We start from the raw sequence: 21,607 nt of genomic DNA, 5'->3' as shown, positions 1-21,607 counted from the left end.
CGTGGGCCGTCCACATTACCAGCGATAGGCCATGCTACCCGACTCGAGTCGTCGCCGACGTATCCTGCGCCTTGCCACCCCGATCACCGCCGCGATGCTGACCCAGAGCCTGATCAATCTGATCGATGCAGCCCTGGTCGGCTCGCTGGGCGAGGTGCCGTTGGCAGGCGTGGGCATAGGCGGCTACGCCATGTTCCTGGTCACTGCCCTGATGTTCGGACTCTCATCGGGGGTTCAGGCGCAGACCGCACGCCGACATGGCGAAGAGGCCTGGCAGTTGCGCGCCCTGCCGCTCAATGCGGGGCTGGTGATCGCCCTGCTCGCCTCGCTGCCCGTCACTCTGCTCTGCCTGTGGCAGGCGCCGTGGCTGCTGGGATGGCTCAACCCCAGCGCCGAGGTCACTGCCGTAGCAGTGGAATACTTCCGCTGGCGGGTGCTGTCGCTCGTGGCGGTGGCGATGATCTTCTGCTTTCGCGGCTACTGGAACGGCATCCAGCAGAGCGACTACTACCTGCGCATCATGCTGGTCATGCACGTCGTCAACGTGGGGGCCAGCGTCGGCTTGATCTTCGGTTATCTGGGCCTGCCGGCAATGGGCGCAGCAGGTGCCGGCGCTGGCACGACCCTGTCACTGTTTACAGGGCTCGGGCTGTGGACGCTAGTCAGCTACCGGCGAGCCGTGCCAAGCGGATTTCTCGCGGGTATGCCATGCCGCTCTGCGCTATGGGCCACGCTGCGCCTGGCGGTGCCGCATTCGTTCCAGCAACTGTGGTTCGCCGCCGGCTACGCGGTGCTGTTCTGGATCCTGGGTCAGATCGATATCGCCAGCGTTGCGGCGGGTCATGTACTGGTGAATCTCTCACTGATGCTCATCCTGCCCGGTGTCGGCCTGGGTATGGCCGCGATGAGCCTGGTGGGCCAGTCGCTTGGGCGGCAGGCCCATGGCGATGCCCATCGCTGGGGCTGGGACGTGGTGCGCCTGGCCTGGCTGTGCCTGGCCGTACTGGCGCTGCCCATGGCGGCGCTTCCTGATCAGGTACTGGGCATTTTTCTCCATGACCGTGACCTGATAGCCTTGGCCCGCCTTCCGCTGCAGCTTACCGGGGTGATGATAGTGCTCGACGCGACTGCCCTGGTGCTGGGGCAGGCTCTGCTCGGCGCTGGCGCCAACCGCACCGTGATGACCGCGACGCTCACCTTGCAGTGGCTGGTATTTCTACCGCTGGCCTGGTGGGTCGGTGTGGTCCTGGAGCAGGGGCTGCTAGGCGTGTGGTGGGTGCAGCTTGGTTATCGCGGGCTGAATTCCCTGTGCTTTGCCATGATCTGGCAGCGCCGCCAGTGGCTGCGTTTGTCACTCTGATCACCCCATGGGAGGCTTGACGCTTTATATGCTTTTCCGTATAAAAAATATAAATATTTATTCTTTCATAGAATATGCTCGGGGCGTTATGGTGCCCCCTGACGCTCTGCCATTCCCCCTAAGCAGCAGGACCGGCTGAATGTATCGCTACGACACCCATGATCAGACCTTGGTCAATGAACGCGTCGCCCAGTTCCGCGACCAGATGAACCGTTATCTGGCCGGGCGGATCAGCGACGAGGAATTCCTGCCGCTGCGCGTGCAGAACGGACTCTATGTCCAGCGCTACGCGCCGATGCTGCGCATTGCCATCCCCTACGGCATGCTGGCCTCCTATCAGCTGCGCAAGCTGGGGGATCTGGCGCGCGATTACGACCGCGGCTACGGGCACTTCACTACCCGTACCAACCTGCAGCTGAACTGGCCGAAGTTGGAGACGGTGCCTGACATGCTGGCCGAACTTGCCAGTGTGCAGATGCACTCGATTCAGACCAGCGGCAACGACATTCGCAACACCTCCGCCGACCAGTTTGCCGGCATCGCCGAGGATGAGGAGGTCGATCCGCGTCCCTGGTGCGAGTTGATACGTCAGTGGTCGACCTTCCACCCAGAGTTCACCTACCTGCCGCGCAAGTTCAAGATCGCCGTGACCGGTGCCGCCGAGGATCGTGCCGCCATCCAGGTTCACGACGTGGGCCTGCGTCTATGGCGCGACGAACATGGCGAAGTGCGCGTCAAGGTGCTGGCGGGTGGCGGACTCGGCCGTACGCCGATGATCGGTGAGGTGGTGCGTGACGACCTGCCTTGGCAGCACCTGCTGACCTACCTCGAGGCCCTGGTGCGCGTCTACAACCAGTTCGGTCGTCGCGACAACAAGTTCAAGGCGCGCATCAAGATCCTGGTCAAGGCGCTGGGCGTCGAGGAGTTCCGCCGTCGGGTCGATGCCGAGTGGGCGCACCTCAAGGACGGGCCGCAGACCCTGACCCGCGAGGCCATAGAGGCGATGCAGTCGCATTTCGTCGACCCCGAACGTCGCACCGTCGGCCAAGAGGCCATCGATGCTTTCGAGCGCCTGCGTGCCGAGAACCGGGCCTTTGCCCGCTTCGTCACCAACAACGTGCAGGGCCACAAGGTACCGGGCTACAAGGCGGTGACGCTGTCGCTGAAGCGCAAGAACCACTCGCCCGGCGACTTGACCTGGGAGCAGATGCATCAGGTGGCGGATTTGGCCGATGAGTTCAGCTACGGCGAGATTCGCGTCACCCACGAACAGAATCTGGTGCTGGCCGACGTAGCGGTGGATCGCCTGGAAGAGCTCTGGCAACGGTTGGAGGAACTCGGGTTGGCCAACCCCACCGTGGGCACCCTCGCCGACCTGATCTGCTGCCCCGGTGGCGACTACTGCGCACTGGCCAACGCCAAGTCCATTCCGGTGGCCCAGGCCATTCAGGAGCGTTTCGAGGACGTCGACTATCTCTACGATCTCGGCCCGCTGGACCTCAACATTTCCGGCTGCATGAATGCCTGCGGGCATCATCATGTCGGCCATATCGGTATTCTCGGTGTCGACAAGAAAGGCGAGGAGTGGTACCAGATCTCGCTTGGCGGCGCCCAGGGCAACGAATCTTCGCTGGGCAAGATCCTTGGCCCTTCGTTCGACCGCGAGAGTGTGCCCGAGGTGATCGACAAGGTTCTGCAAGTTTATGTGGGTGAGCGTGTCGAGGGCGAGACCTTCATCGAAACCTATCGCCGTATCGGCCTCAAGCCTTTCAAGGAGCGGGTATATGCCTGATCAGAACGCCTCCGTACGCCCCTTCATTCGCAACGGCAAGCCAGCCGAAGACCGCTGGGTGCTGATGCGCGAAGAGGAGGCGGCAGTGCCTGCCACCCCCGCCATCGTGCCGTTGGCACGCTGGCAGGAACTGGAGGGAAGCCAGGAACTGGCGCCGTGGCTCTCCAGCGATACCGAACTGACGCCGGAACTGGCCGAGGAGCTGGCTGCAGCACCGCTGATCGCCATCGACTTTCCCAAGTTCACCGATGGCCGCGGCTACAGCCTGGCGCGCTTGCTGCGCGAGCGCTACGGCTACGCCGGCGAGATCCGGGCCATTGGCGACGTGCTGGTCGATCAGGCGTTCTTCCTCACTCGCTGCGGCTTCGACGCTCTCTCGCTGCGCGAGGACCAGTGGCTGGAAGATGCCCTGCATGCGCTCAACGCCTTCAGCCGCGCCTATCAGCCGGCCGTGGACGTGGAAGAACCGCTGTTCCGCCGCCGCATGCGGGAAGCCGTGGAGCGGGTGGAGCCGGCTCTGGCCTAGTCTCGAGCCTCCCTCTGGGTAAGATAGAAGCCGGCCGTGTGCCGGCTTCTGCCGTTTCAGGCCGCGTCAGCCGCGACGTTTCTGCTGACGCTCACGGTTATCTGCCCTCGCCCGATCGCTCTTGCGCAGCATCACCCAAGTCGCACCCAGGCCGCCATCGGCCTGCTGGGCCGAGACGAAGGCCTGGACCTCGTCGAACTGGGCCAGCCACTTGGCCAGGTAAGAGCGCAGCACGTTGGCCGGGCTGTCGATCTCCCGTCCTCGGCCGTGCACGATCAGCAGCGAACGCAGATCGTGTGCGTAGGCTTCGTGAATGAAGGGCGGCAGTGCTCGGCGACACTCGGCCAATGGGCGGCGCAGCAGATGAAGGCGCGACTGGGCCGGATAGCCGCCGTGGCGCAGCCGGTCGGCCACGCCCTGCTGGATACCGTCGCGGCGGAACTCGACAGGATCGAAAGGCGGCAGCAATTCGACGAAATCATCGGAAAGGAAACTGTCGCCACTGAGTTCGGCCTGGGCACTCTCGCGGCGTGCCAGCTGGGCCTCGGTTGGCTGGCTGCGGGGCTGACCTGGACTGGCTCGATTGGCGCTCCTGCGCAGCGGCTTCACATCTCCCACCATCGCCCTGAAGTCCTGATCCTCATATGCCGACTGGTTCATGGGCATCCTCCGCTGTGGTCGAGCCGTGCCTGCATCCTAACAGAGCTTCGAGCCGGCATAGAACCGGACAGCTCCGTGCCTGCCATGGCAGGATATCGATCGAACCGGCTACAAGGAGAACGCATGCGCGCCCGTCACGCTGTCCTCGTCATCCTGACGGGGCTGCTGCTCCTGCTAGGCTGGCTCTGGCTGAACATGCTGAGCCCCTACACCTATGACCGCCCCGAGCACCTCGCCGACATCGAGGAGGGAGAGTACAGTGTCTTCGTCTATGGCACTTTGCGTTTCGCTCCGATCCGCTGGCTGGTGATGGGTCGTGCGGGAGAGGCCGACCCGGCCGTGCTCGAAGGCTACCGGCGCGAGGGGCTCGACCTGACCGAAGCCCCGGGCGAGCGGGTTGCTGGCGAGGTGATCGAGGTCGATGCCGGCGAGCTGGAGCGCCTGGACCGCTACGAGCGCCTGGGCATACGCTACGAGCGTGTCCCCACGCGGCTTGCCGATGGTCGAATGGTCTGGGTCTATCGTCGCCTTAAGGCGTCGCAACGGCCTGCCGATGCAGGTGCAACCAACTGATCGAAGCGGGAATTTCGAATAGCTGCGGTTGTGGCCGAGGTGACCCCCCTTCTACAATATGAGCCAACCTTTCAAGGATCGAGGAGTCGCCCATGGCCATCACGCTCTATCACAACCCCCGCTGTTCCAAGTCGCGTCAGGCGCTGGCGCTGCTGGAAGAGAACGGCGCCGACGTGAAGGTCCGGCGCTATCTCGACGAGCCGCTGAGCGAGGAAGAGCTTCGCGACCTGATGTCGCGTCTGGATGCCGACGGCGAGCGCCTGGTGCGCACCCAGGAAGCGGAGTGGCGCGAGGTCGACGATACCGACTTGCAGGACCAGGAGCAGGTGATCGCGGCGATCGTGCGACATCCCAAGCTGATGGAGCGCCCAATCGCCGACGACGGTAAGCGGGCAGTCATCGGGCGTCCCCCCGAGGACGTGCTGGCTCTGGTACACGCCAAGGATTGACCGTACCCGCGATTGCCCTCTTGCCTTACCTCCTGGAGCCACGATGCGCGACACCCTGCCCTATGTGCTGATTCTCTATTACTCCCGACACGGCGCCACACGCAGCATGGCCGAGCAGCTCGCCGCTGGCGTCGAGTCCTGCACCGGCATCGAGGCGCGGCTGCGCACCGTGCCGCCGGTGTCGCCTACCTGCGAAGCCGTCGATCCCGACATTCCTGCCGAGGGCGCGGTCTATGCCGAGCTCGACGACCTGCGGCATTGTGCCGGCTTGGCGCTGGGCAGCCCGACCCGCTTCGGTAACATGGCCGCTCCGCTCAAATACTTCATCGACGCTACCAGCGCCTTATGGCTCAATGGCGCGCTGGTGGACAAGCCGGCCACCGCCTTTACTTCTACTTCAAGCCTGCACGGTGGGCAGGAAACCACGCTGGTCTCCATGTTGCTACCGCTGTTGCACCACGGCATGGTCTATGCCGGGCTGCCCTACAGCGAGACCGACCTCATGACCACCGCCGCTGGCGGTACCCCGTACGGGGCCAGCCATGTGGCCGGACAGCGTAGCGACCGGCCGCTGGCCGATAGCGAGAGCAGGCTGGTGCACGCACAGGGGAAACGCCTGGCGCACCTGGCCCTGGCGCTCGTCCGCATGAGAGAGGAAGCCCGATGAGGCGCTGGGTCGAAGGGCTCGAGGCTCGTCACGGGCTGGACATGCTCACCGAGCGCAGTCGCCGGCTGGTTCTCGCCAGCTATGTGATCCTGCTGGCCCTGTTGCTCTGGAGCGGTCTGGCGATGCAGGCCGGCACCCACCCGCTGACGCCAATACTGATCCGCACCCTGCCGCTCATTCTCTTCCTGCCCTCGATCCTGGGGAGGCGCCCACGCGGCCATGCCTGGCTGGCCTTCGTCAGCCTGCTCTATTTCGTCCAGGGGGTCATGCTGGCGACCCTGCCCGGGCAGGGGCTGCTCGGCATTGGCGAGTCCCTGGCCGCCCTGGGGCTGTTTACCGGCAGCATGTTCTATGCCCGCTTTCGCAGTCGTCAGCTCAAGGCGAAGCGGAGGGATTGAGGAGTCTCGCCCCGGATCGAGCAAGACGTGATAACGGTCAAGTCGCGGGTGTTGTGCTGATTCCCCTCAGCGGCGACCATGGAAAAAAATGACGAGGAGTACGCCATGACACGCAACATCGCCGACATCCGGCGCGACTATGAAGGTGGCAGGCTGGAAGAAGGCATGGTTCCGGCAGACCCCGTGGTGTTGTTCGACGAGTGGCTGACGCTGGCACTGGATGCCGAAGGCGAAGACGGCAACGTCATGACACTGGCCACCGTCGACAGCCAAGGGCTGCCCCACGCACGCATCGTACTGCTGAAGGGCTACGATGAGAGAGGCTTGGTGTTTTATACCAATTACCATAGCCACAAGGGCAGTGAACTGGCCAACGTACCGCACGCCGCGCTGGTGTTCTGGTGGCCCTCTCTAGGGCGACAGGTGCGCGTTGAGGGCAGCGTCGAGCCGGTCTCCGACGAGGAGTCGGACACCTACTTCGACAGCCGCCCCCGGGCCAGCCAGTTGGGTGCATGGGTGGCGACTCAGAGCGTGGTGATTCCCGATCGGCACTGGATCGAGGAGCGTCAGCACCGCTTCGAGCAGGCCTACGAAGGCCAAGATATCCCGCGGCCGGGGCACTGGGGAGGCTACCGCGTGGTGCCCGAAATGATCGAGTTCTGGCAAGGCCAGCCTAGTCGCCTGCACGACCGCATCCGCTACGAGTATCGCGATGAGACCTGGCGCTCCTTCCGCCTGGCACCCTGACCTGCCGAATTCGAGCGATAGGAAGCCCTGATTCATGTACCGAGCGAAGATAGGCTGACCGCCGCCGGAGCGCAGGGTCCGGAGTTGACACGCTACTCGATGAGGAGCGTTAGCACCGCCGACGGCCAGGATATCAAGCGCAGTAATGAATCAGGGTTTCCGTTAGTCAGGCAGGCTCTCCAGGCGGTGCCTCTGCCACTCGCTCTCAGGCTCGTTGAGGCGCAACACCGCATCCACCACCTGCTCTTCCATGTTGTAGCGACAGCGGAAGCCCAGATGTTTCATCAGCGCCCGCATGGGGTGGTTGTCGACCATGATCTTGCCGATCATTTCCAGCGTGCCCACGCTCTTGCAATAGGCAATCATCTTTTTCATCAGCAGGCTGCCCAGCCCCTGCCCGGCCATGTCGTCGCGCACGATGATTGAGAACTCGGTGCGTATGTTGTCGGGATCGTTCCATACCCGTACCACACCGAGCATCTCCTTTCCGCCGTCGTCCTGCTGGTGCTCGGCGATAAAGGCCATCTGACGGTCATAATTGATGTGCGACAGGATCGACAGGTCGCGCTGGCTGAGATCGGATTTGTTATGGAAGTAACGGAAGCGAATGCTCTCCTCCGACAGCTGGCTGTGGAAGCTGGTAATCAAGGGGGCATCCTCTGCGCGGATAGGGCGTACCTCGACCTGCATGCCATTGTTCAACGTCACCCACTCACGTAGTTCCTCGGGGTACGGCATGATCGCGAAGCGTGCCGGACTGCCGAGATCGAGGGCGAAATCCACTGCCAGGATGCCGTCGCGATTGAGCAGCAGCGGGTTGAGTTCGAGCCCGCGTAGCTCGAGCAGGTCCGAAGCCATCTGTGACAGCTTGACCAGCAGTTGGCACAGTCTCTCCAGGTCGCGCTCGGGCTCGCCGGAGTGCTCTCGTATCAGCCGCGCAGCGTGGGTGCGCCCAACCACATCCGCCGCTAGGGTCATGTTCAGTGGCGGCAGGGCCACCTGGCGGTCGGCGAGGATATTGACCTTGTAGCCGCCGATGCCGAACACGATGAGCGGACCGAATACCGGATCGCGCGTGATACCGGCGCAGAGCTGCATTGACTGTTTGCCCCGCTGCATGGGTTGCAGGCAGTATTCGCGAATCTTAACCGGCGGGAATTTCTCATGGACCTTGTGACCGAGACGAGTGAGCCCTTCGGCCACCTGACTCGGTGTATGCAGGTCCTGCAACAGCCCTGCCGATATGCGATGGGGATGCTTGCGGTAGCGAAAAGGACGGCAGTTGCCGTCATGCACGACTTTCAGCGCCCACGGTCCCTCGAGGTCATGGGCAGCCGCCTCGGCCTCGGCTGGCGTGTGCACATAGTGGCTTGGCGCCACGGGTATGCCATAGGCTTCGAGTACCTGGGCCGTCTCGGCATGTGACAAGGTCTCGCGCCCCTCTGCCCGGGCTTGCTCTATCAGGTGATGGCAACGGGCACGAATGTCCGCGGTAGTGCTGAAAGGCAGGCTCGGCGGCGTTTCCTGCAGCAGCGCTTGTACACGCTGGTAGTCGACCATGTGCATGAATGCCTTGACTGCCTTCTCCGGCGAGACATAGGTGGGAATACCCGCCATGCTGCACTCGTGACGTGCATAGAGCGCCCCCTCGAGTCCCATCCAACTGGTCAGCAGATTGCGTCTGAAGCGCTTGCGGTTGGCGATAAGCGCCTGGGCAGTGGTCTTGGAGGGGGCCAGGCGCGTGGGGGCATGTACCACCAGCACAGCGTCGACGCCGGGATCGGCGGCGACGATCTCCAGCGCCTCGACGAAGCGCTCCGGCGTGGCATCCCCACCGAGATCCACCGGGTTCTCGCCGGGTTTGCTCATGTCGAACTCGCCTTCGCGCAGCGCCCGGCGCGTTGCCTCGCTGAAGCTTGCCAGGGCGCCTCCCGCGCTGACCAGTTTGTCGATGGCCAGCATGGCAGGGCCCAACCCGTTGGAGACGATGGCTAGGCGATCGCCCTTGAGCGGGCGCATCTGCGACAGTGTCATCAGTGCGTCGAACAATTCGTCGGAATCGTTTACCCGCACCACACCGGCCCGTGAGAAGGCGGCCTCGAAGACCACGTCGCGGTTGGCGATGCCCGGTGTCGGTGGCATGCCGGAAAGATCGGACTGCGGCGTGCGTCCGCTCTTGATCGCCAGTACCAGACGATGACGCGAGGCATCGCGCAGCGCGGTCATGAAGTGCAGGGAATCCTGGATACGCTCCAGGTGGAGCAGGATGGCCTGGGTCGGTGCGTACTGGTTGATGTAGTCGATCAGGTCGGGGAGCATGACGTCGACACTGTCGCCCACCGTGATCAGGTGCGAGAAGCCGATGCCGCGCCCTGCCGCCCAGTCGATCATGGCGTTGCCGAGCATGCCGGACTGCCCCAGGTAAGCTACCTTTCCGGCTTTCACAGGCTGGCTGGAGTACGAAGCATTGATGCGCCGGCCCGGGACGATCAGGCCCATGCACTCCGGCCCCAAGACACGGATACCCGATTCTCGCGCCGCTGCCAGCATGCGCTCTCGGATCGAGCCTTTGTCGCCCTCGGCGTCGTCGAGGTGTGCCCCGCCGGATAGCACCAGTGCCGCCTTGACGCCGATCCTACCCAGCCGAGAGATTACCTTGGGCAACGTAGCCGCCGGCGTACACACTACGGCCAGGTCGGGCGTCTCGGGCAGCTCGCTGATGCGAGACGCGCAGGGCTGGTCGAAAACCGAGTCGTAGCCCTTGCGGTTGACTGCCCACAACGTCCCGGGAAAACCGGCCTCCTGCAGGTTGCGAATCACGATACCGCCGATGGAGTGGGGCTTTTCCGAAGCGCCAATCACCGCGATGCTACGGGGTTCGAAGAAGTGGCGCAGGAATCTGGTGCTCAAGACGTCACCTCATCAGAGCAGTAGGTGCCTCCTTGTGTACGACTTATTGACACTGTTATGCAAGGGGTGGAGCCCATTAAGGTGACCTCAATCACTCTGGAGTTCCATATGATCACGGCGTTCATCTCGCATCCGAACTGCGATCTTCACCATATGGGCCCGGAGCACCCCGAAAGCCCGCTGCGCCTGGAGGCCATTCGCGCCCGACTGGCCCTCTCGGGGTTGCTGCAGCAGACCATGCAGTCGGAGGCTCGCCCTGCCAGCGAGGAGGAGCTGGCCCGGGTACACCCGCTTCGCCATCTGCGCGCGCTCGACAAGTGCGTTCCCGAGTCGGGCATCGTCACGCTGGACAGCGACACGATGATGAACCCCGATAGCCTTGATGCCGCCCGCGTGGCAGCCGGGGCGGTCGTCCGGGGTGTCGAGCAAGTCTATCGTGGCCAGGCGGACAACGTGTTCTGTGCCGTGCGCCCCCCCGGTCACCACGCCGAGGCGACCGACGCGATGGGATTCTGTTTCTACAACAACGTCGCCGTGGGAGCCGCGCATGCCAGGGCCCGGTATGGGGCGCGCCGTATTGCGATCCTCGATTTCGACGTGCATCAGTGCAACGGCACCATCGATATCTTCAAGGACGATCCGGACATTCTGATCTGCACCAGCTTCCAGTTTCCCTTCTACCCCTGGCGCTACCTGCGCAGCGAGTGGCAGAACGTGATCAATACGCCGCTGGAGGCCGGTACCGACAGCGCCGCCTTCCGCCGAGCGATCGAAGACGACTGGCTACCCGCGCTGCACGCCTTCAAACCCGAGCTGGTGCTGGTTTCAGCGGGCTTCGATGCCCATCGTGACGATCCCTTGGCGGAACTGTGCCTGGAAGACGAAGACTATTACTGGATTACCCGCCTGGCTCTGGACATCGCCGCGCTGTATGCCGAGAATCGCCTGGTCTCGGTGCTCGAGGGCGGATATGACCTTGATTCCCTGGGTCGCTGCGCCGAGGCGCACGTCAAGGCCCTGCTCGGTTTGCCCTTCGAGACTTGAATCAGCGTGAGCCATGTCGGGATCACGAATCGTGAAGGCGCCTCTCGGCCGGTGCGCGAAGGGCTTCTGTGGTACGCTTCAGGAAACTCTGTTTCCTATAGTGAACACGTCAATGTCCGCCAATACCGACCAGCAGGCCGCACTGCGCATCGCCTCGGGCCGCAAACCGTTCGTCGAACCGCTGCGGCTCGGCGAGAGACTCAAGGAAATTCGCCTGGCCAACCAGTGGACGCTTGAGGATGTCAGCCAGCGTACCGGCCTGGCCCGCTCTACCCTTTCCAAGATCGAGAACGACCAGATCTCGCCGACGTTCACCGCCGTGCAGAAACTGATCAACGGCCTGAACATCGACCTGCCGCAGCTGCTGACGCCGCCGAAAGTTCAGCCACGCACCATGGGGCGCCGTGACCTGACCCGGCGTGGTGAGGGCCAGCTTCATCCTACCCCTACCTACGAGCACGAGCTGCTCAGCTGCGAACTGGCCCAAAAGCGTATGATCCCTTTCAAGACCATCGTGCGGGCACGCAGCTTCGACGAGTTCAGCGAGTGGGTGCGCCACGATGGCGAGGAGTTCCTGATGGTGCTGGAGGGCGAGATTTGTCTCTATACCGAGTTCTATGAGCCGCTGCAGCTGTCACGTGGCGACAGCATCTACTTCGACAGCGACATGGGGCACGCACTGGTCTCGTTGAGCGAAGACGATGCCGTCGTCCTTTCGGTCTGTACCCGCGGCGATACGGCCTGAGTAGCAGCCACGCACGATGTCATTTTGTTATCCTGAGGCGACTCAACCAGGAGCCTACGTCATGCAGCATCTCGACGACGCCACACGCACCCAGCTCGAGGCGGCCGCCTTTCGCCGCCTGCTCCGGCATCTGGACGCCAACAAGGACGTGCAGAACATCGACCTGATGATACTGGCCGATTTCTGCCGCAACTGTCTTTCCAAGTGGCTGGTGGCCGCTGCCGACGAACAGGGCGCCGAACTCGACTATGAGTCCGCGCGCGAATACGTCTACGGCATGCCCTACGCCGAGTGGAAAGCCAATTATCAGCAGGAGGCAACGCCGGAACAGCAGGCCGCCTTCGAGGCGCGCCAGGCCCGCAAGCGGGACGCGCAATCATGAGCGAGGCCATGATCCCGATCCCGCTACGCATCGCGGTTCTGACCATTTCGGACACACGTGATTTCAGCAGCGATCGCAGCGGCGCCCTGCTCGCGGAGCGACTCACCGAGGCAGGCCATCGGCTGGCTGAGCGGCGCATCGTCATCGACGATGTCTACCGTATCCGTGCTGTGGTCGCCGAGTGGATTGCCGATCCCGACGTTCAGGTGATACTGACCACTGGCGGGACCGGTTTTACCGGGCGGGACTCCACGCCCGAAGCGGTGTCGGTGCTGCTCGACAAGCACATCGAGGGCTTCGGTGAGCAGTTTCGTCAGCTCTCCTGGCAGGAGATCGGCAGCTCGACCATCCAGAGTCGCTGCCTCGGCGGGCTGGCCAACGCTACCGCGATCTTCTGTCTGCCGGGCTCGAGCGGAGCCTGTCGCACGGCCTGGGACGGCCTGCTCGCCGAGCAGCTCGACAGCCGCCATAAGCCATGCAACTTCGCCAATCTGGTCATCCCCGAACGAGGCCAGCATGTCTGAGCTGCAATCCGTCGAGGCGGCGCTGGCCGCCCTGATTAAGGACGTCTCCCCCGTCGAGGCCGAAACCCTTCCCTGTGAGCAGGCCGGACGCCGTGTGCTGGCCGAGGAGGTCATCGCCCGCCTCGACGTGCCGCCGTTCGACAACAGCGCCATGGACGGTTACGCCCTGCACCATGAAGACGCCGGCAAGCGTTTGCCGATCGTCCAGCGCATTGCCGCTGGCAGCGAGCCGCGACCTCTGTCGCGCGGCACCTGCGCGCGAATCTTCACCGGCGCCCCGCTACCCCCCGGCGCCGATTGCGTGGTCATGCAGGAAAAGGTCGAGGTCGTCGATGACGCAGCGGACGTACCGCTTCAGGTGCCGGCCGACAACAACGTGCGCCATCGCGGCAGCGACGTGGCGGCAGGTGCGGTGCTGCTCGAGGCCGGTCAGCGTCTGGACGCCGCCGCACTTGGGCATCTGGCCAGCCAGGGTGTGATGGAAGTCTCAGTGAGACGCCGCCCGCGCGTCGCCCTGCTCAACAGCGGCGACGAGATCATCGAACCGGGCCAGCCGCTGGCCGCCGGCCAGATATACAACAGCAACCGGCCCATGCTGAAGGACCTGCTGCAGCGTTTCGGCGCCGAAGTCTCGTTCATTGCCTCGATGCCCGACGATGCCGAAGGCACCCGGGCCATGCTGGCACTCGCCGCCGAGCAGGCCGATGTCGTGGTGAGCACTGGCGGCGTCAGCGTTGGCGAGGAGGATCACGTCAAGGCGGCCATCGAGGTGATCGGCCGGCTCGACCTGTGGCGCCTGGCGCTCAAGCCCGGCAAGCCACTGGCGCTGGGGCGGCTCGACACCAGCGACGGGCGCGAGGTCCGCTTCGTCGGGCTGCCCGGCAACCCCGTCTCCAGCTTCGTTGCCGCCTGGCTGTTCCTGCGCCCGCTGATGGGCGCCCTGCTCGCCTGTCCGAATCTGGCCAGCCTGCCGAAGTTGGCCGCAAAAGCCGCCTTCTCTACCCGCACGGGGCCACGATGGCACTACATGCGCGTTACCCTGTCCATGGAACAAGGCGGGATTACCGCCCATGCCTTTGCCGACCAGGGCTCCGGCGTGCTCTCTTCCTGTGTGGGGGCCGATGCGCTGGCCGTCGTACCGGCGGATAGCCAGATTGAACCCGGCGATACGGTCGAGTGCCTCTGGCTAAGGAGTGATTGAGACATCGGTCATGGACCGTCGGGCGCCACTTCCAGTGCTTTGGCGACTGCGGGCCATAGCCGATAAAAGTCTTGCTCCAGGGCGGCGTAGTCCTCTTCCAGCCAGGGAACCAGGGCGGCCAGGCGGTTTGGCCCGGACAGACGCCGACCGATACCGCGCACCGCATCGCAGGTGAAGTCGAAGTCGGCGTAACGATGCAGCCAGTCCTGGGCGACCAGAGCCGGGATCATCCGCTCCAGGCGCGCCGGTGCAGGCCGGTGGCTCAGCACCCGGTAACTGCGCTGGACCAGGTGAGACGGCAACTGGTCCAGTGCGAGCTCCCGTGCCACGAAGTGGTCCCACACCAGATCGAGGGCAATGCCCGCATAACGTCGATACTCCTGAGGTGCGCGCCGGCGTACCGCGAGGACCACCGGGTGTGTATCGACGAAGGCGTCGACTCGGCGATGGTGTCGAATACCGCTGGCCACTTCCAAAGGCCAGGCGCTGAGGTCGCTGCCCTTGACGCCGTCGGCAATCAGGTTGCCATAGAGGAAGTCATCGCTGCCGCCGCGGGCAAGCCAGGCATGAGCCAGAAAGTTCATTGCCGGGGCCGTTAGAGACAGTTGGCGGGCTTGGGCAGCCCGGCAAGGCGCGCTGCCACCTTGGCGGGGCTGTCGGGAAAGAGTTTCATCAGATGCAGCGAACGACCCTTTTCCGGCCCCAGCGCCTGGCCCACCGCCTTGACCAGCGGACGCATGGCCGGGGAAGCTTCATAGCGTTCATAGAAGTGGCGTATCACTTTGAGCACCTCCCAGTGCTCCTCCGTCAGCTCTCGCCCCTCCTCGGCGGCTAGCGCTTGGGCCACGGCCGGAGTCCACTCCGATAGTTCGACGAGATAGCCTTCGGGATCCAGGGCGACGCGGCCGTTGCCGGTATCCAGGTAGCGTGCGATCTCCGAGGAAGCCATTAGAACCAGCTCACTGTCTTGTCGGCTTCTTCTGTCAATGTAACGAAGCCATCCACGTCGATGACCTGCACACTGGCGTCGCATTGTCCCTCGAGACCGCGCGCGCTCAGATCCTCGCGCAGGGCGAACAGGCGACCTTCAATCGCCTGGAAGTGACGAATCTGGGCCGTCAGGGCTCCCAGAACGCCATCCTCGATCAGCAGCAGTCGATCCGTGGCGTCCATGGCAGCGAGTGCGTCACGATACGCCAGGCTCGAACTGGGCGGACGATTGAGAATATGCAGGATCATTTGCACCCTCTTGGCAACATGACGGCCAGTCAGAACGTGAGAACCAGCCGATGCCCGGCAATGAGTCGCGGGAGCGAAGCGGCATCTAGTGCGACGGCGGGAAGCAGTAGATCCTGCTCGCCGAGCCCAAAACGCTCTAGTGCCTCCGGATCGAGGTAGAGCGACTCGATATCGTACATGGCCAGCATATCCAGCGTGGCCGCCGTACCCTTCTGACCCAGCGGGCCGGCCCCCTGCCCTTTGGTCAGCGCCAGTACCCCATCGCTCTGGAACAGCAAGCTCACCGTTTGACCGAAAGCGGCAGCCACCAGTGCGGTATCGAGGCCTTCGCGCAGCCAGCTGCTGCCGTGTGGAGCATGGCGCAGGATGACCAGCAGGTCACCGCTGAAATCGACGGTTGACGACATCATGGATCCTCAAGGAGCGAAGGTCACCAGGCGATCGACCTCCCGCCCCAGGTCGATCAACTGGCCGAGTCCCGTCAGCTCGAAAGGGGATTCGACGCTATGGCCCGTCTTGCCGTGGCGGTCGGCTTCCCGGGCATCGAGAAGCCCGCGGCGCAGTGCGGCGGCGATGCAGACTTGCAGTTGAGTTCCGTGCTCGGCGCTGAGCGAGCGCCAGGCATCGTAGAGATGCGGTTCATCCTGAGGTGGCGCAGCGAGGCGAGACGCATTATAGACGCCATCGTGGTAGAAGAAGACACTCTCGACCCGATGCCCTCTGGCCACCAGCGCCGAGGCAAAACGCAGTGCGGAATGGGATGCTTGACTGCTATATGGAGCACCCTCGACGAGTAGACCGTAGCGCATGGGCGATTCCTGCGTTCTCAAACACGCAGGCCCCGCACTGGCGGGGCCTGGTACGGCACCTTCCTGACTCAGTCGCTACTCATGATACCGAGCAGCGATAGCAGGCTGACGAAGAGATTGTAGATCGAAACGTAGAGCGTAATGGTGGCCAGGATGTAGTTGGTCTCGCCGGCACGGTGCACGATTTCGCTGGTCTGGAAGAGAATGGCAGCCGAGGCGAACAGCACGAAGCCGGCCGATACCATCAGCATCAGGGTGGGGATCTGGAAGATCAGGCCCGCCACCATGGCCAGGATCAGCACGATGGCGCCCGCCATCAGGAAGTTGCCGAGGAAGCTGAAGTCCTTCTTGGTGACCAGGGCCACGGCCGAAAGGCCAATGAAGGTAAGCCCGGTCATGGCCAGGGCGTTCATGATCAGCGCAGCCCCGTTGGGCAGCGCCAGGTAGGCACTGAGAATCGGGCCGAGAGTGAAGCCCATGAAGCCGGTGAAGGCGAAGGTTGCCAGCAGACCGGCGGCTGAATTGGCCGTCTTGTGCACCAGGAACATCAAGCCGTATGCGCCGATGAAGAACACGAAGATGTTCATTCTTTCGACGCCCATGGCCATGGCGGCACCCGCTGTGACGGCGGAGAACAGCAGTGTCATCGCCAGCAGTGCATAGGTATTGCGCAACACCTTGCTGGCGCTGACGGCCTGTGACGAATGCTGTGCCACATGTGTGTCGTGATAGGCCATTGATCCAGAGCTCCCTGTGATTGATCTTGGTTGATCTCTGCAGTGGACCAAGGATGCCGTTGCTTGGTTCCCGACGCAAGTCCTTAGTTCTGCACGACTCAACGCCTCTTCATCGGCGTTGCCCGCCTTCAAGTAGCTCGAGGGCGACCTGACGCGCGCTGGCGCACAGGTCAGACGCTTCTCTGATTTGCCGCGATTCCAGCCAGTGGATTTCGCTTGCATCGTCGCCTGCGACGCCATTGCCCGCTACCCGTCGACATGCCACCACCACGATGACGAAGTGGCTAAGCAGCCAGCCTCCATTATCATAATGTAGCTGATCGATGGCGGTGACCACACGCTGGGCTTCGGCAACCAGGCCGGTTTCTTCGTTCAGCTCGCGCACGGCTGCCTCGAATAGCGTCTCCCCCGATTCGATTCGCCCTCCTGGCAGCGCCAGCATATCGGCATGGGGAGGATGCCGGCGGCGAACCATCAGTACCCTGCCCCGTTCCACCACTGCCACCGCGACGGCAGGGGTTGGTTTCACGCCTTCCGCGTCATGCTCGGCCATGACCTGCTCTACTCATCTGATGTTGCAAGGTGAAACCCACTTGACCTTGTCAGTGTAACTGGTAATATTCGCCCCCGTGAGCCGGAGGGATGGCAGAGCGGTTGAATGCACCGGTCTTGAAAACCGGCAAGGGTTAACGCCCTTCCAGGGTTCGAATCCCTGTCCCTCCGCCACCTCGAATTCAAGGGCATGTTTCTGAGGCTTATCAATAGCTTAGGGGACATGCCCTTTCGCTTATTTACCACATAGACTTACCACATCTGTTTCTAGCTAGAAGCTTGTACCGTTAGCCGCCTTGGGGTCCGTTCACCCAAATTGCGGCCTGATTTGGAGGGCTGGCAGCATGACATCCAAGGATGACCAGCAGCGTCCTACTGTGGATGATAAATTGCTCAAGAAGCTCTGGCAGCTCACTGAGCAAACGCATGACGGAGGTGAACCTCTAGCGTCCCCAGTGACAGCACTCTCCTTGATCCATCACCTCAGCAAGTTTCCTTCTGAGAAACGTGAACAGATTTATTACATGATGTTCGGTTTTGACGATATGAATGACCTGGACCTGAAAATCATCAGGGCCGACCTCTTGGTAGAGAGAGCGTTACTATCGTTAGCCAGATCTAGAGTTGAGAACTCATCGCATCTCAAGAACCTTCAATTCGGAATGGCTCGGACACTTGCACTAGCGCTGCTATCTGATGAAGAGGACAAGAAAGTCTTAGAGGCAACGAAGCTGATTCGTGATGCGCGTAATTGCGTTGCCCATGAGCTTGAAGCCGACCAAGGAAAAATCTTCGAGAAACTGAGACTCTTCTTCAAGATCGCGGATATTGACCCTAATGAGGACTTCTCTAATCTCCCGTTAGCCACTGCTGCCGTATGCGGGCGTCTCAATATGCTTGAGCAGAACGGTTGCTTCAGGCGGAATGTCGAGAGGAGGCTTTTCAATGAATGGGAGGCCAGCCGTACAGGCCAAAACGGGTAGCCTTTAGGTCTGCTCTCCAAATTAGCTTCAAGCAGAAAAAAATAAAGAAGGCTCCCAATGACGAGAACAAGACATATTCTCAGAAAAGGGAGCCTTCGACATTCAGATAGTACTGCGTTGGCTGGTCCCGCTGAGGCGGCTCACATAGAACCCTGTCGAGTTCCATGCGAGGTCAAACCAGCGCGGCACCCTCAGGTACACGTCACCGAAGTGCAGAGCCAGTTCAAAGCCGCCAATCTTGATAGACATCGTGGTGTTCCCGGTTGCGTGAGAGAGACTGCTTTTTACCACGCTCGCTCACACTAGAAAAGCAATACTTTTCAATTAGTTACTATTCATTGGCGCAACTTTTACGGCTGTGCAAGGATGCTTGCTGCGCTCCGATCTTGATAGCCCGACAGGCTCGCTTTACAGACGCAGCGGAAATGCCGAAATGGTCAGCTGTAGCCTTGATGCTGGCGCTGTTCTCCTGACGCCACTGCACCACGGCACCATCATCGATGACCTTTTCCCGACCAAGGTTCTTTCCCTCCGCTCTGGCTTTCTCCAGTCCTGCCAGTTGCCGCTCCTTGATGTTCGACCGTTCCAGCTCAGCGAGTCCCGCCAGCATGGTCAGCATCATCTTGCCCATGGGAGTCGAGAGGTCGAAGCCTTCACGGATCGAAAGCACAGCCACTCCCTTAGCTTTGAGTGCCTCGACCGTCTCCAGCACATCGATGGTATTCCTTCCAAGACGGTCGATGGCATAGACCACCACCGTATCACCTTCCCTTACGTAGCTCAGGAGCTGGCTGAATCCTGCCCTGTCCTTGGCCTTGATCGCTCCTGATGTCGCCTCATCGCTGAACCAGCGGGCTACCTTATAGCGGCTCTCGATGGCGTGGCGCTGGGCGTTGGTGGTCTGGTCATCGGTGCTGACACGGACATAGGCGATGGTAGCGGACATGGCTGGCTTCTCCCTGCTTGTGGCTCATAAGGCATGGCTCACAATCTACAAGGTGGCTCAGTGAAAAGCAACAGCTTTGATCCATGGTGAAGAGCCTTCGTCTCGCTTGGCTCACAGGGTACACCTTATGAGCCATCGTGGAGGCGTCCCCAGTCCTCCTCCTCCTAACGCCACAGAAAAGGGTAAGGGGAATGCCTACCCAAGTCCGTTCCATGCCATGTAAGGCTCGTGTGGCCGATACAGCGCCTCCTGAAGGGACATGCGATAAGCTGGGGCTTCTTGATGCTGGCGCTCGGGACAGCCTGAAGTTGCATGGCTGATCTCCGCTGCCTTTGTGGCGGTGTGTTGAGTCCTGAGAAGCCGGGGCTTGCGGACCTCAGGTAGGATGGGCTTGCGGTAGGAGCTGTTGCCTACCCATGGCCACGTCCTGTGTTCTTCCATCGAGTGAATCTCCTGGACGCTGCTCTTCCTCTCGCATGGGCTGCGAGGGAAAGGATGAAGGGGGGGAGGGTCTACCCTAGGAGAAGCGCAGACCGGGGGTAGCGGGGAGATACAGGTGTAGCGAACCCCTTTACTGTCGGCTCGAAAATCTGCGCTACAAAAATCCCCCTCGGCTGCCTGAAGCGAATCAGCCGTACGCCCTGACCTCGTTCCCGAAACAGGCAGCTTGGGCGAGGGTGTCGGCCAGTTCGTTCTCAGGGTGTCCGTTGTGCCCTTTCACCCAGATGAAGCGTACGGTGTGGACCTGAAGCAGAGCATCGAGGCGCTGCCAGAGGTCGACATTCTTGACGGGCTTCTTTGCGGCAGTCTTCCAGCCGTTCCGCTTCCAGCCCTCCAGCCAGGCTCCAGCTCCGTCCGCTACGTACTTGCTGTCAGTGGTCAGTACCACATCGGCGGGACGCTTGAGAGCGGACAGGCCTTCAATGACAGCGGTCAGCTCAGCTCGGTTGTTGGTGATCTCGTCACCGGTCAGCTTTCCGGCGATCTTCAGGCGTTCGCCTTCAGGGTTCACCAGAATGGCAGCCCAGCCGCCAGACGCGTTGGTCCGTCCGTTGTTGCTGCAAGCGCCATCGGTGAAGATGAGAATGGTTCGTTTCATGTGTGTCCGTCATTGTCGAAGGCGACAGTCCCCACAGGCAACGGACCCAGCGAGCGGACACACGCCGCTGCCTGTCTATCGCCTTCGAGAATGTCACTGGGGTTTACTTGGGGAGTGGCTCGGGGAAAGCCAGTGGTGGAGCTGACACAAATCCATGGTCATGGCTGACATCAAGCGAAGGGAGGCTCAGGGGATACGATCACCACCGTTACCATCCATCCCATCCTTGTCAGGTGCTGTCATCAAGAATGCCTTGAGGAGAACATGCGTAGTTGTTGCTGAAGTGGATCCTCAAGATCCCTTGATGATTCCCCAGAGGAGAGAACCTTGTTGGGATAAACAATGGTGGTGATGGTAGTCAGAGAACTCCCAGAGACCTCTATAAGATGGGGGTATCCATCACATAGCAGCCTAGATCTGTTCCCTGCCATCCGCTGTCACCCTGTGAATCACAGGTAGCCATGCCTCAACTGGGTGCCATCACCTCCCAGCCAGCATTGTCAGGTTCCTGTCCGTCCACCTGCCACCATGAAAGGAGCGGTCATCGGCTTCGGCCTGAAGCTCAAAGCAGCGTATGTCAGGGGAACTCGAAGCCATCACATGAGCGAGCCTGAGTCTGTTCCCTAGAGAGGATTACCTCTCCATAACTGTGCGGTAATCGAACGTCGCCGATCTTGCTGCTATCTTGCTGGCTTCATGTCCTGGACTATACAGAGAGCGGTGTTGGGTAGTGATCTTGGCGAGAGCGTCCTTCTGCTGGACTGCGAGGTCACGCTCGGCCTGAATCTGCTTGGCCTGGGCCAGCACCTTCTCGAAGTAGGCCAGCGGGTTGGTCAGCAGATCGGCAGCTGCATGATCAGCAACGGCGATGCCCTGGGTCTGCCCCCGGTCGAAGAACTCCACGACCTTCATGTGGAACTTGGCGCTGACCCACATGGCGTAGGTGTAGACGAGTTGCTTGCAGACGAAGGTGCCACCGCTGCGGCCTCGCTTGGATTCAACCGGGGAAATCTGCTGTGCGGAAGAATTAAGCTCGGCCAGCAGCTCGACGGTCTCGGGACGCTTCATGAAGAAGGCTGGCTGGTGGCGGCTCTCTCCACCGGCAGCCCGGTGCAGGTCGTTCAGGCAGTAGCGTCCGTCAGCGTCAGTCTTGATGGTGGTCTCGGCGATGATCAGCTGGTTAGTCATGTCGTTTCTCTCCCAGTTGTCGGGGTGCTTGAAAGCAAGACCCCCAGCCGGTGGGCCAGGGGTCGTGGATAACGAG

27 protein-coding genes and 1 tRNA gene are annotated in these 21,607 nt (G+C 62.0%); 15 read left to right on the top strand and 13 right to left on the bottom strand.

From position 1 onward, the window contains the following. Window positions 1-31: 31 nt before the first annotated feature. The 3 genes from KPL81_RS11790 to KPL81_RS11780 all read left to right on the top strand — a co-directional run bounded on the left by KPL81_RS11790 (window position 32) and on the right by KPL81_RS11780 (window position 3,678). A complete protein-coding gene (locus KPL81_RS11790; RefSeq protein ID WP_219792331.1) occupies window positions 32-1,360 on the top strand; it encodes an MATE family efflux transporter in 1,329 nt (442 codons plus the stop codon). A gap of 139 nt (window positions 1,361-1,499) precedes the next feature. Then, on the top strand, window positions 1,500-3,152 hold the full coding sequence (locus KPL81_RS11785; RefSeq protein WP_219792329.1) for a nitrite/sulfite reductase: 1,653 nt from the start codon (window positions 1,500-1,502) through the stop codon (window positions 3,150-3,152). Beyond that, the gene (locus KPL81_RS11780; RefSeq protein ID WP_219792327.1) at window positions 3,145-3,678 is read left to right on the top strand and encodes a DUF934 domain-containing protein; all 534 of its coding nucleotides are present in this window, start codon (window positions 3,145-3,147) and stop codon (window positions 3,676-3,678) included. The genes KPL81_RS11785 and KPL81_RS11780 overlap by 8 nt, the downstream gene beginning before the upstream one ends. A gap of 66 nt (window positions 3,679-3,744) precedes the next feature. Here KPL81_RS11780 and smrA read toward each other — a convergent pair whose 3' ends face one another. Next, window positions 3,745-4,338, bottom strand: a complete 594-nt coding sequence (smrA, locus tag KPL81_RS11775; protein WP_219792325.1) for a DNA endonuclease SmrA — start codon at window positions 4,336-4,338, stop codon at window positions 3,745-3,747. A gap of 123 nt (window positions 4,339-4,461) precedes the next feature. Here smrA and KPL81_RS11770 point away from each other — a divergent pair, with 123 nt between their 5' ends. The 5 genes from KPL81_RS11770 to pdxH all read left to right on the top strand — a co-directional run bounded on the left by KPL81_RS11770 (window position 4,462) and on the right by pdxH (window position 7,172). After that, window positions 4,462-4,911, top strand: a complete 450-nt coding sequence (locus KPL81_RS11770) for a gamma-glutamylcyclotransferase family protein (protein ID WP_219792323.1) — start codon at window positions 4,462-4,464, stop codon at window positions 4,909-4,911. Window positions 4,912-5,003: 92 nt separating this feature from the next. Next, window positions 5,004-5,360 carry an arsenate reductase (glutaredoxin) gene (gene arsC / locus KPL81_RS11765; protein ID WP_219792321.1) on the top strand — a complete coding sequence of 119 codons (357 nt, stop codon included), beginning with the start codon at window positions 5,004-5,006 and terminating at the stop codon, window positions 5,358-5,360. A gap of 43 nt (window positions 5,361-5,403) precedes the next feature. Then, a complete protein-coding gene (wrbA, locus tag KPL81_RS11760; RefSeq protein ID WP_219792319.1) occupies window positions 5,404-6,027 on the top strand; it encodes an NAD(P)H:quinone oxidoreductase in 624 nt (207 codons plus the stop codon). Beyond that, entirely contained in the window at window positions 6,024-6,425 is a 402-nt protein-coding gene (locus KPL81_RS11755; protein WP_219792317.1) for a DUF2069 domain-containing protein, read from the top strand. The genes wrbA and KPL81_RS11755 overlap by 4 nt, the downstream gene beginning before the upstream one ends. Window positions 6,426-6,530: 105 nt before the next feature. Beyond that, complete coding sequence (gene pdxH, locus KPL81_RS11750) at window positions 6,531-7,172, top strand: pyridoxamine 5'-phosphate oxidase (protein WP_219792315.1); 642 nt, start codon at window positions 6,531-6,533, stop codon at window positions 7,170-7,172. Window positions 7,173-7,334: 162 nt separating this feature from the next. On the opposite strand, the gene KPL81_RS11745 is transcribed toward pdxH, so the two are convergent. Next, on the bottom strand, window positions 7,335-10,082 hold the full coding sequence (locus tag KPL81_RS11745; RefSeq protein ID WP_219792312.1) for a bifunctional acetate--CoA ligase family protein/GNAT family N-acetyltransferase: 2,748 nt from the start codon (window positions 10,080-10,082) through the stop codon (window positions 7,335-7,337). A gap of 108 nt (window positions 10,083-10,190) precedes the next feature. Between KPL81_RS11745 and KPL81_RS11740 the strand changes: the two genes are divergently transcribed. The 5 genes from KPL81_RS11740 to KPL81_RS11720 all read left to right on the top strand — a co-directional run bounded on the left by KPL81_RS11740 (window position 10,191) and on the right by KPL81_RS11720 (window position 13,978). Next, window positions 10,191-11,126, top strand: a complete 936-nt coding sequence (locus KPL81_RS11740) for a histone deacetylase family protein (RefSeq protein ID WP_209478602.1) — start codon at window positions 10,191-10,193, stop codon at window positions 11,124-11,126. Between the two features lie 112 nt (window positions 11,127-11,238). Further along, the gene (locus KPL81_RS11735; protein ID WP_209478349.1) at window positions 11,239-11,871 is read left to right on the top strand and encodes a helix-turn-helix domain-containing protein; all 633 of its coding nucleotides are present in this window, start codon (window positions 11,239-11,241) and stop codon (window positions 11,869-11,871) included. A gap of 61 nt (window positions 11,872-11,932) precedes the next feature. Continuing rightward, window positions 11,933-12,253, top strand: a complete 321-nt coding sequence (locus KPL81_RS11730; protein WP_219792311.1) for a DUF1244 domain-containing protein — start codon at window positions 11,933-11,935, stop codon at window positions 12,251-12,253. Then, window positions 12,250-12,777, top strand: a complete 528-nt coding sequence (gene moaB / locus KPL81_RS11725) for a molybdenum cofactor biosynthesis protein B (protein ID WP_219792309.1) — start codon at window positions 12,250-12,252, stop codon at window positions 12,775-12,777. The genes KPL81_RS11730 and moaB overlap by 4 nt, the downstream gene beginning before the upstream one ends. Further along, a complete protein-coding gene (locus KPL81_RS11720; protein ID WP_219792307.1) occupies window positions 12,770-13,978 on the top strand; it encodes a molybdopterin molybdotransferase MoeA in 1,209 nt (402 codons plus the stop codon). The genes moaB and KPL81_RS11720 overlap by 8 nt, the downstream gene beginning before the upstream one ends. Before the next feature lie 8 nt (window positions 13,979-13,986). Here the strand turns inward: KPL81_RS11720 and KPL81_RS11715 are convergent, their stop codons facing one another. The 7 genes from KPL81_RS11715 to KPL81_RS11685 all read right to left on the bottom strand — a co-directional run bounded on the left by KPL81_RS11715 (window position 13,987) and on the right by KPL81_RS11685 (window position 17,316). Beyond that, window positions 13,987-14,562, bottom strand: coding sequence for an acyl carrier protein phosphodiesterase (locus KPL81_RS11715; protein WP_219792305.1), 576 nt, complete (start codon window positions 14,560-14,562; stop codon window positions 13,987-13,989). A gap of 11 nt (window positions 14,563-14,573) precedes the next feature. Beyond that, window positions 14,574-14,927: a TusE/DsrC/DsvC family sulfur relay protein gene (locus KPL81_RS11710; RefSeq protein WP_219792303.1), complete on the bottom strand. Its 354-nt coding sequence runs from the start codon at window positions 14,925-14,927 to the stop codon at window positions 14,574-14,576. Beyond that, on the bottom strand, window positions 14,927-15,217 hold the full coding sequence (tusB, locus tag KPL81_RS11705) for a sulfurtransferase complex subunit TusB (RefSeq protein WP_219792301.1): 291 nt from the start codon (window positions 15,215-15,217) through the stop codon (window positions 14,927-14,929). Before tusB ends, KPL81_RS11710 begins: the two co-directional genes overlap by 1 nt. 29 nt (window positions 15,218-15,246) lie before the next feature. After that, the gene (gene tusC, locus KPL81_RS11700; RefSeq protein WP_209478603.1) at window positions 15,247-15,624 is read right to left on the bottom strand and encodes a sulfurtransferase complex subunit TusC; all 378 of its coding nucleotides are present in this window, start codon (window positions 15,622-15,624) and stop codon (window positions 15,247-15,249) included. Window positions 15,625-15,633: 9 nt separating this feature from the next. Further along, window positions 15,634-16,026, bottom strand: coding sequence for a sulfurtransferase complex subunit TusD (gene tusD, locus KPL81_RS11695; protein ID WP_219792299.1), 393 nt, complete (start codon window positions 16,024-16,026; stop codon window positions 15,634-15,636). Between the two features lie 68 nt (window positions 16,027-16,094). After that, a complete protein-coding gene (locus KPL81_RS11690) occupies window positions 16,095-16,763 on the bottom strand; it encodes a Bax inhibitor-1/YccA family protein (RefSeq protein ID WP_209478361.1) in 669 nt (222 codons plus the stop codon). Window positions 16,764-16,872: 109 nt separating this feature from the next. Next, window positions 16,873-17,316, bottom strand: a complete 444-nt coding sequence (locus KPL81_RS11685) for an NUDIX hydrolase (RefSeq protein WP_219792297.1) — start codon at window positions 17,314-17,316, stop codon at window positions 16,873-16,875. Between the two features lie 83 nt (window positions 17,317-17,399). Between KPL81_RS11685 and KPL81_RS11680 the strand changes: the two genes are divergently transcribed. Further along, window positions 17,400-17,489 (top strand) — tRNA-Ser (locus KPL81_RS11680). Window positions 17,490-17,659: 170 nt separating this feature from the next. After that, window positions 17,660-18,298 (top strand): hypothetical protein, encoded by a 639-nt coding sequence (locus KPL81_RS11675; RefSeq protein WP_219792295.1) that lies wholly within the window; start codon window positions 17,660-17,662, stop codon window positions 18,296-18,298. A gap of 102 nt (window positions 18,299-18,400) precedes the next feature. On the opposite strand, the gene KPL81_RS11670 is transcribed toward KPL81_RS11675, so the two are convergent. The 4 genes from KPL81_RS11670 to KPL81_RS11655 form a co-directional block, all read right to left on the bottom strand. Continuing rightward, window positions 18,401-18,547, bottom strand: coding sequence for a hypothetical protein (locus KPL81_RS11670; protein ID WP_219792293.1), 147 nt, complete (start codon window positions 18,545-18,547; stop codon window positions 18,401-18,403). A gap of 82 nt (window positions 18,548-18,629) precedes the next feature. Beyond that, complete coding sequence (locus KPL81_RS11665; protein ID WP_219792291.1) at window positions 18,630-19,244, bottom strand: recombinase family protein; 615 nt, start codon at window positions 19,242-19,244, stop codon at window positions 18,630-18,632. 628 nt (window positions 19,245-19,872) lie between these two features. Beyond that, entirely contained in the window at window positions 19,873-20,343 is a 471-nt protein-coding gene (gene rnhA / locus KPL81_RS11660; protein ID WP_219792289.1) for a ribonuclease HI, read from the bottom strand. Window positions 20,344-20,976: 633 nt separating this feature from the next. Beyond that, window positions 20,977-21,531 (bottom strand): KilA-N domain-containing protein, encoded by a 555-nt coding sequence (locus KPL81_RS11655; protein ID WP_219792287.1) that lies wholly within the window; start codon window positions 21,529-21,531, stop codon window positions 20,977-20,979. Window positions 21,532-21,607: the final 76 nt, after the last annotated feature.

This window comes from Billgrantia antri (assembly GCF_019430905.1).
Classification (GTDB): Bacteria; Pseudomonadota; Gammaproteobacteria; order Pseudomonadales; family Halomonadaceae; genus Halomonas; species Halomonas antri.
The sequence above is the reverse complement of the archived record's forward strand: the minus strand, read 5'-3'. Positions and strand labels throughout refer to the sequence as shown.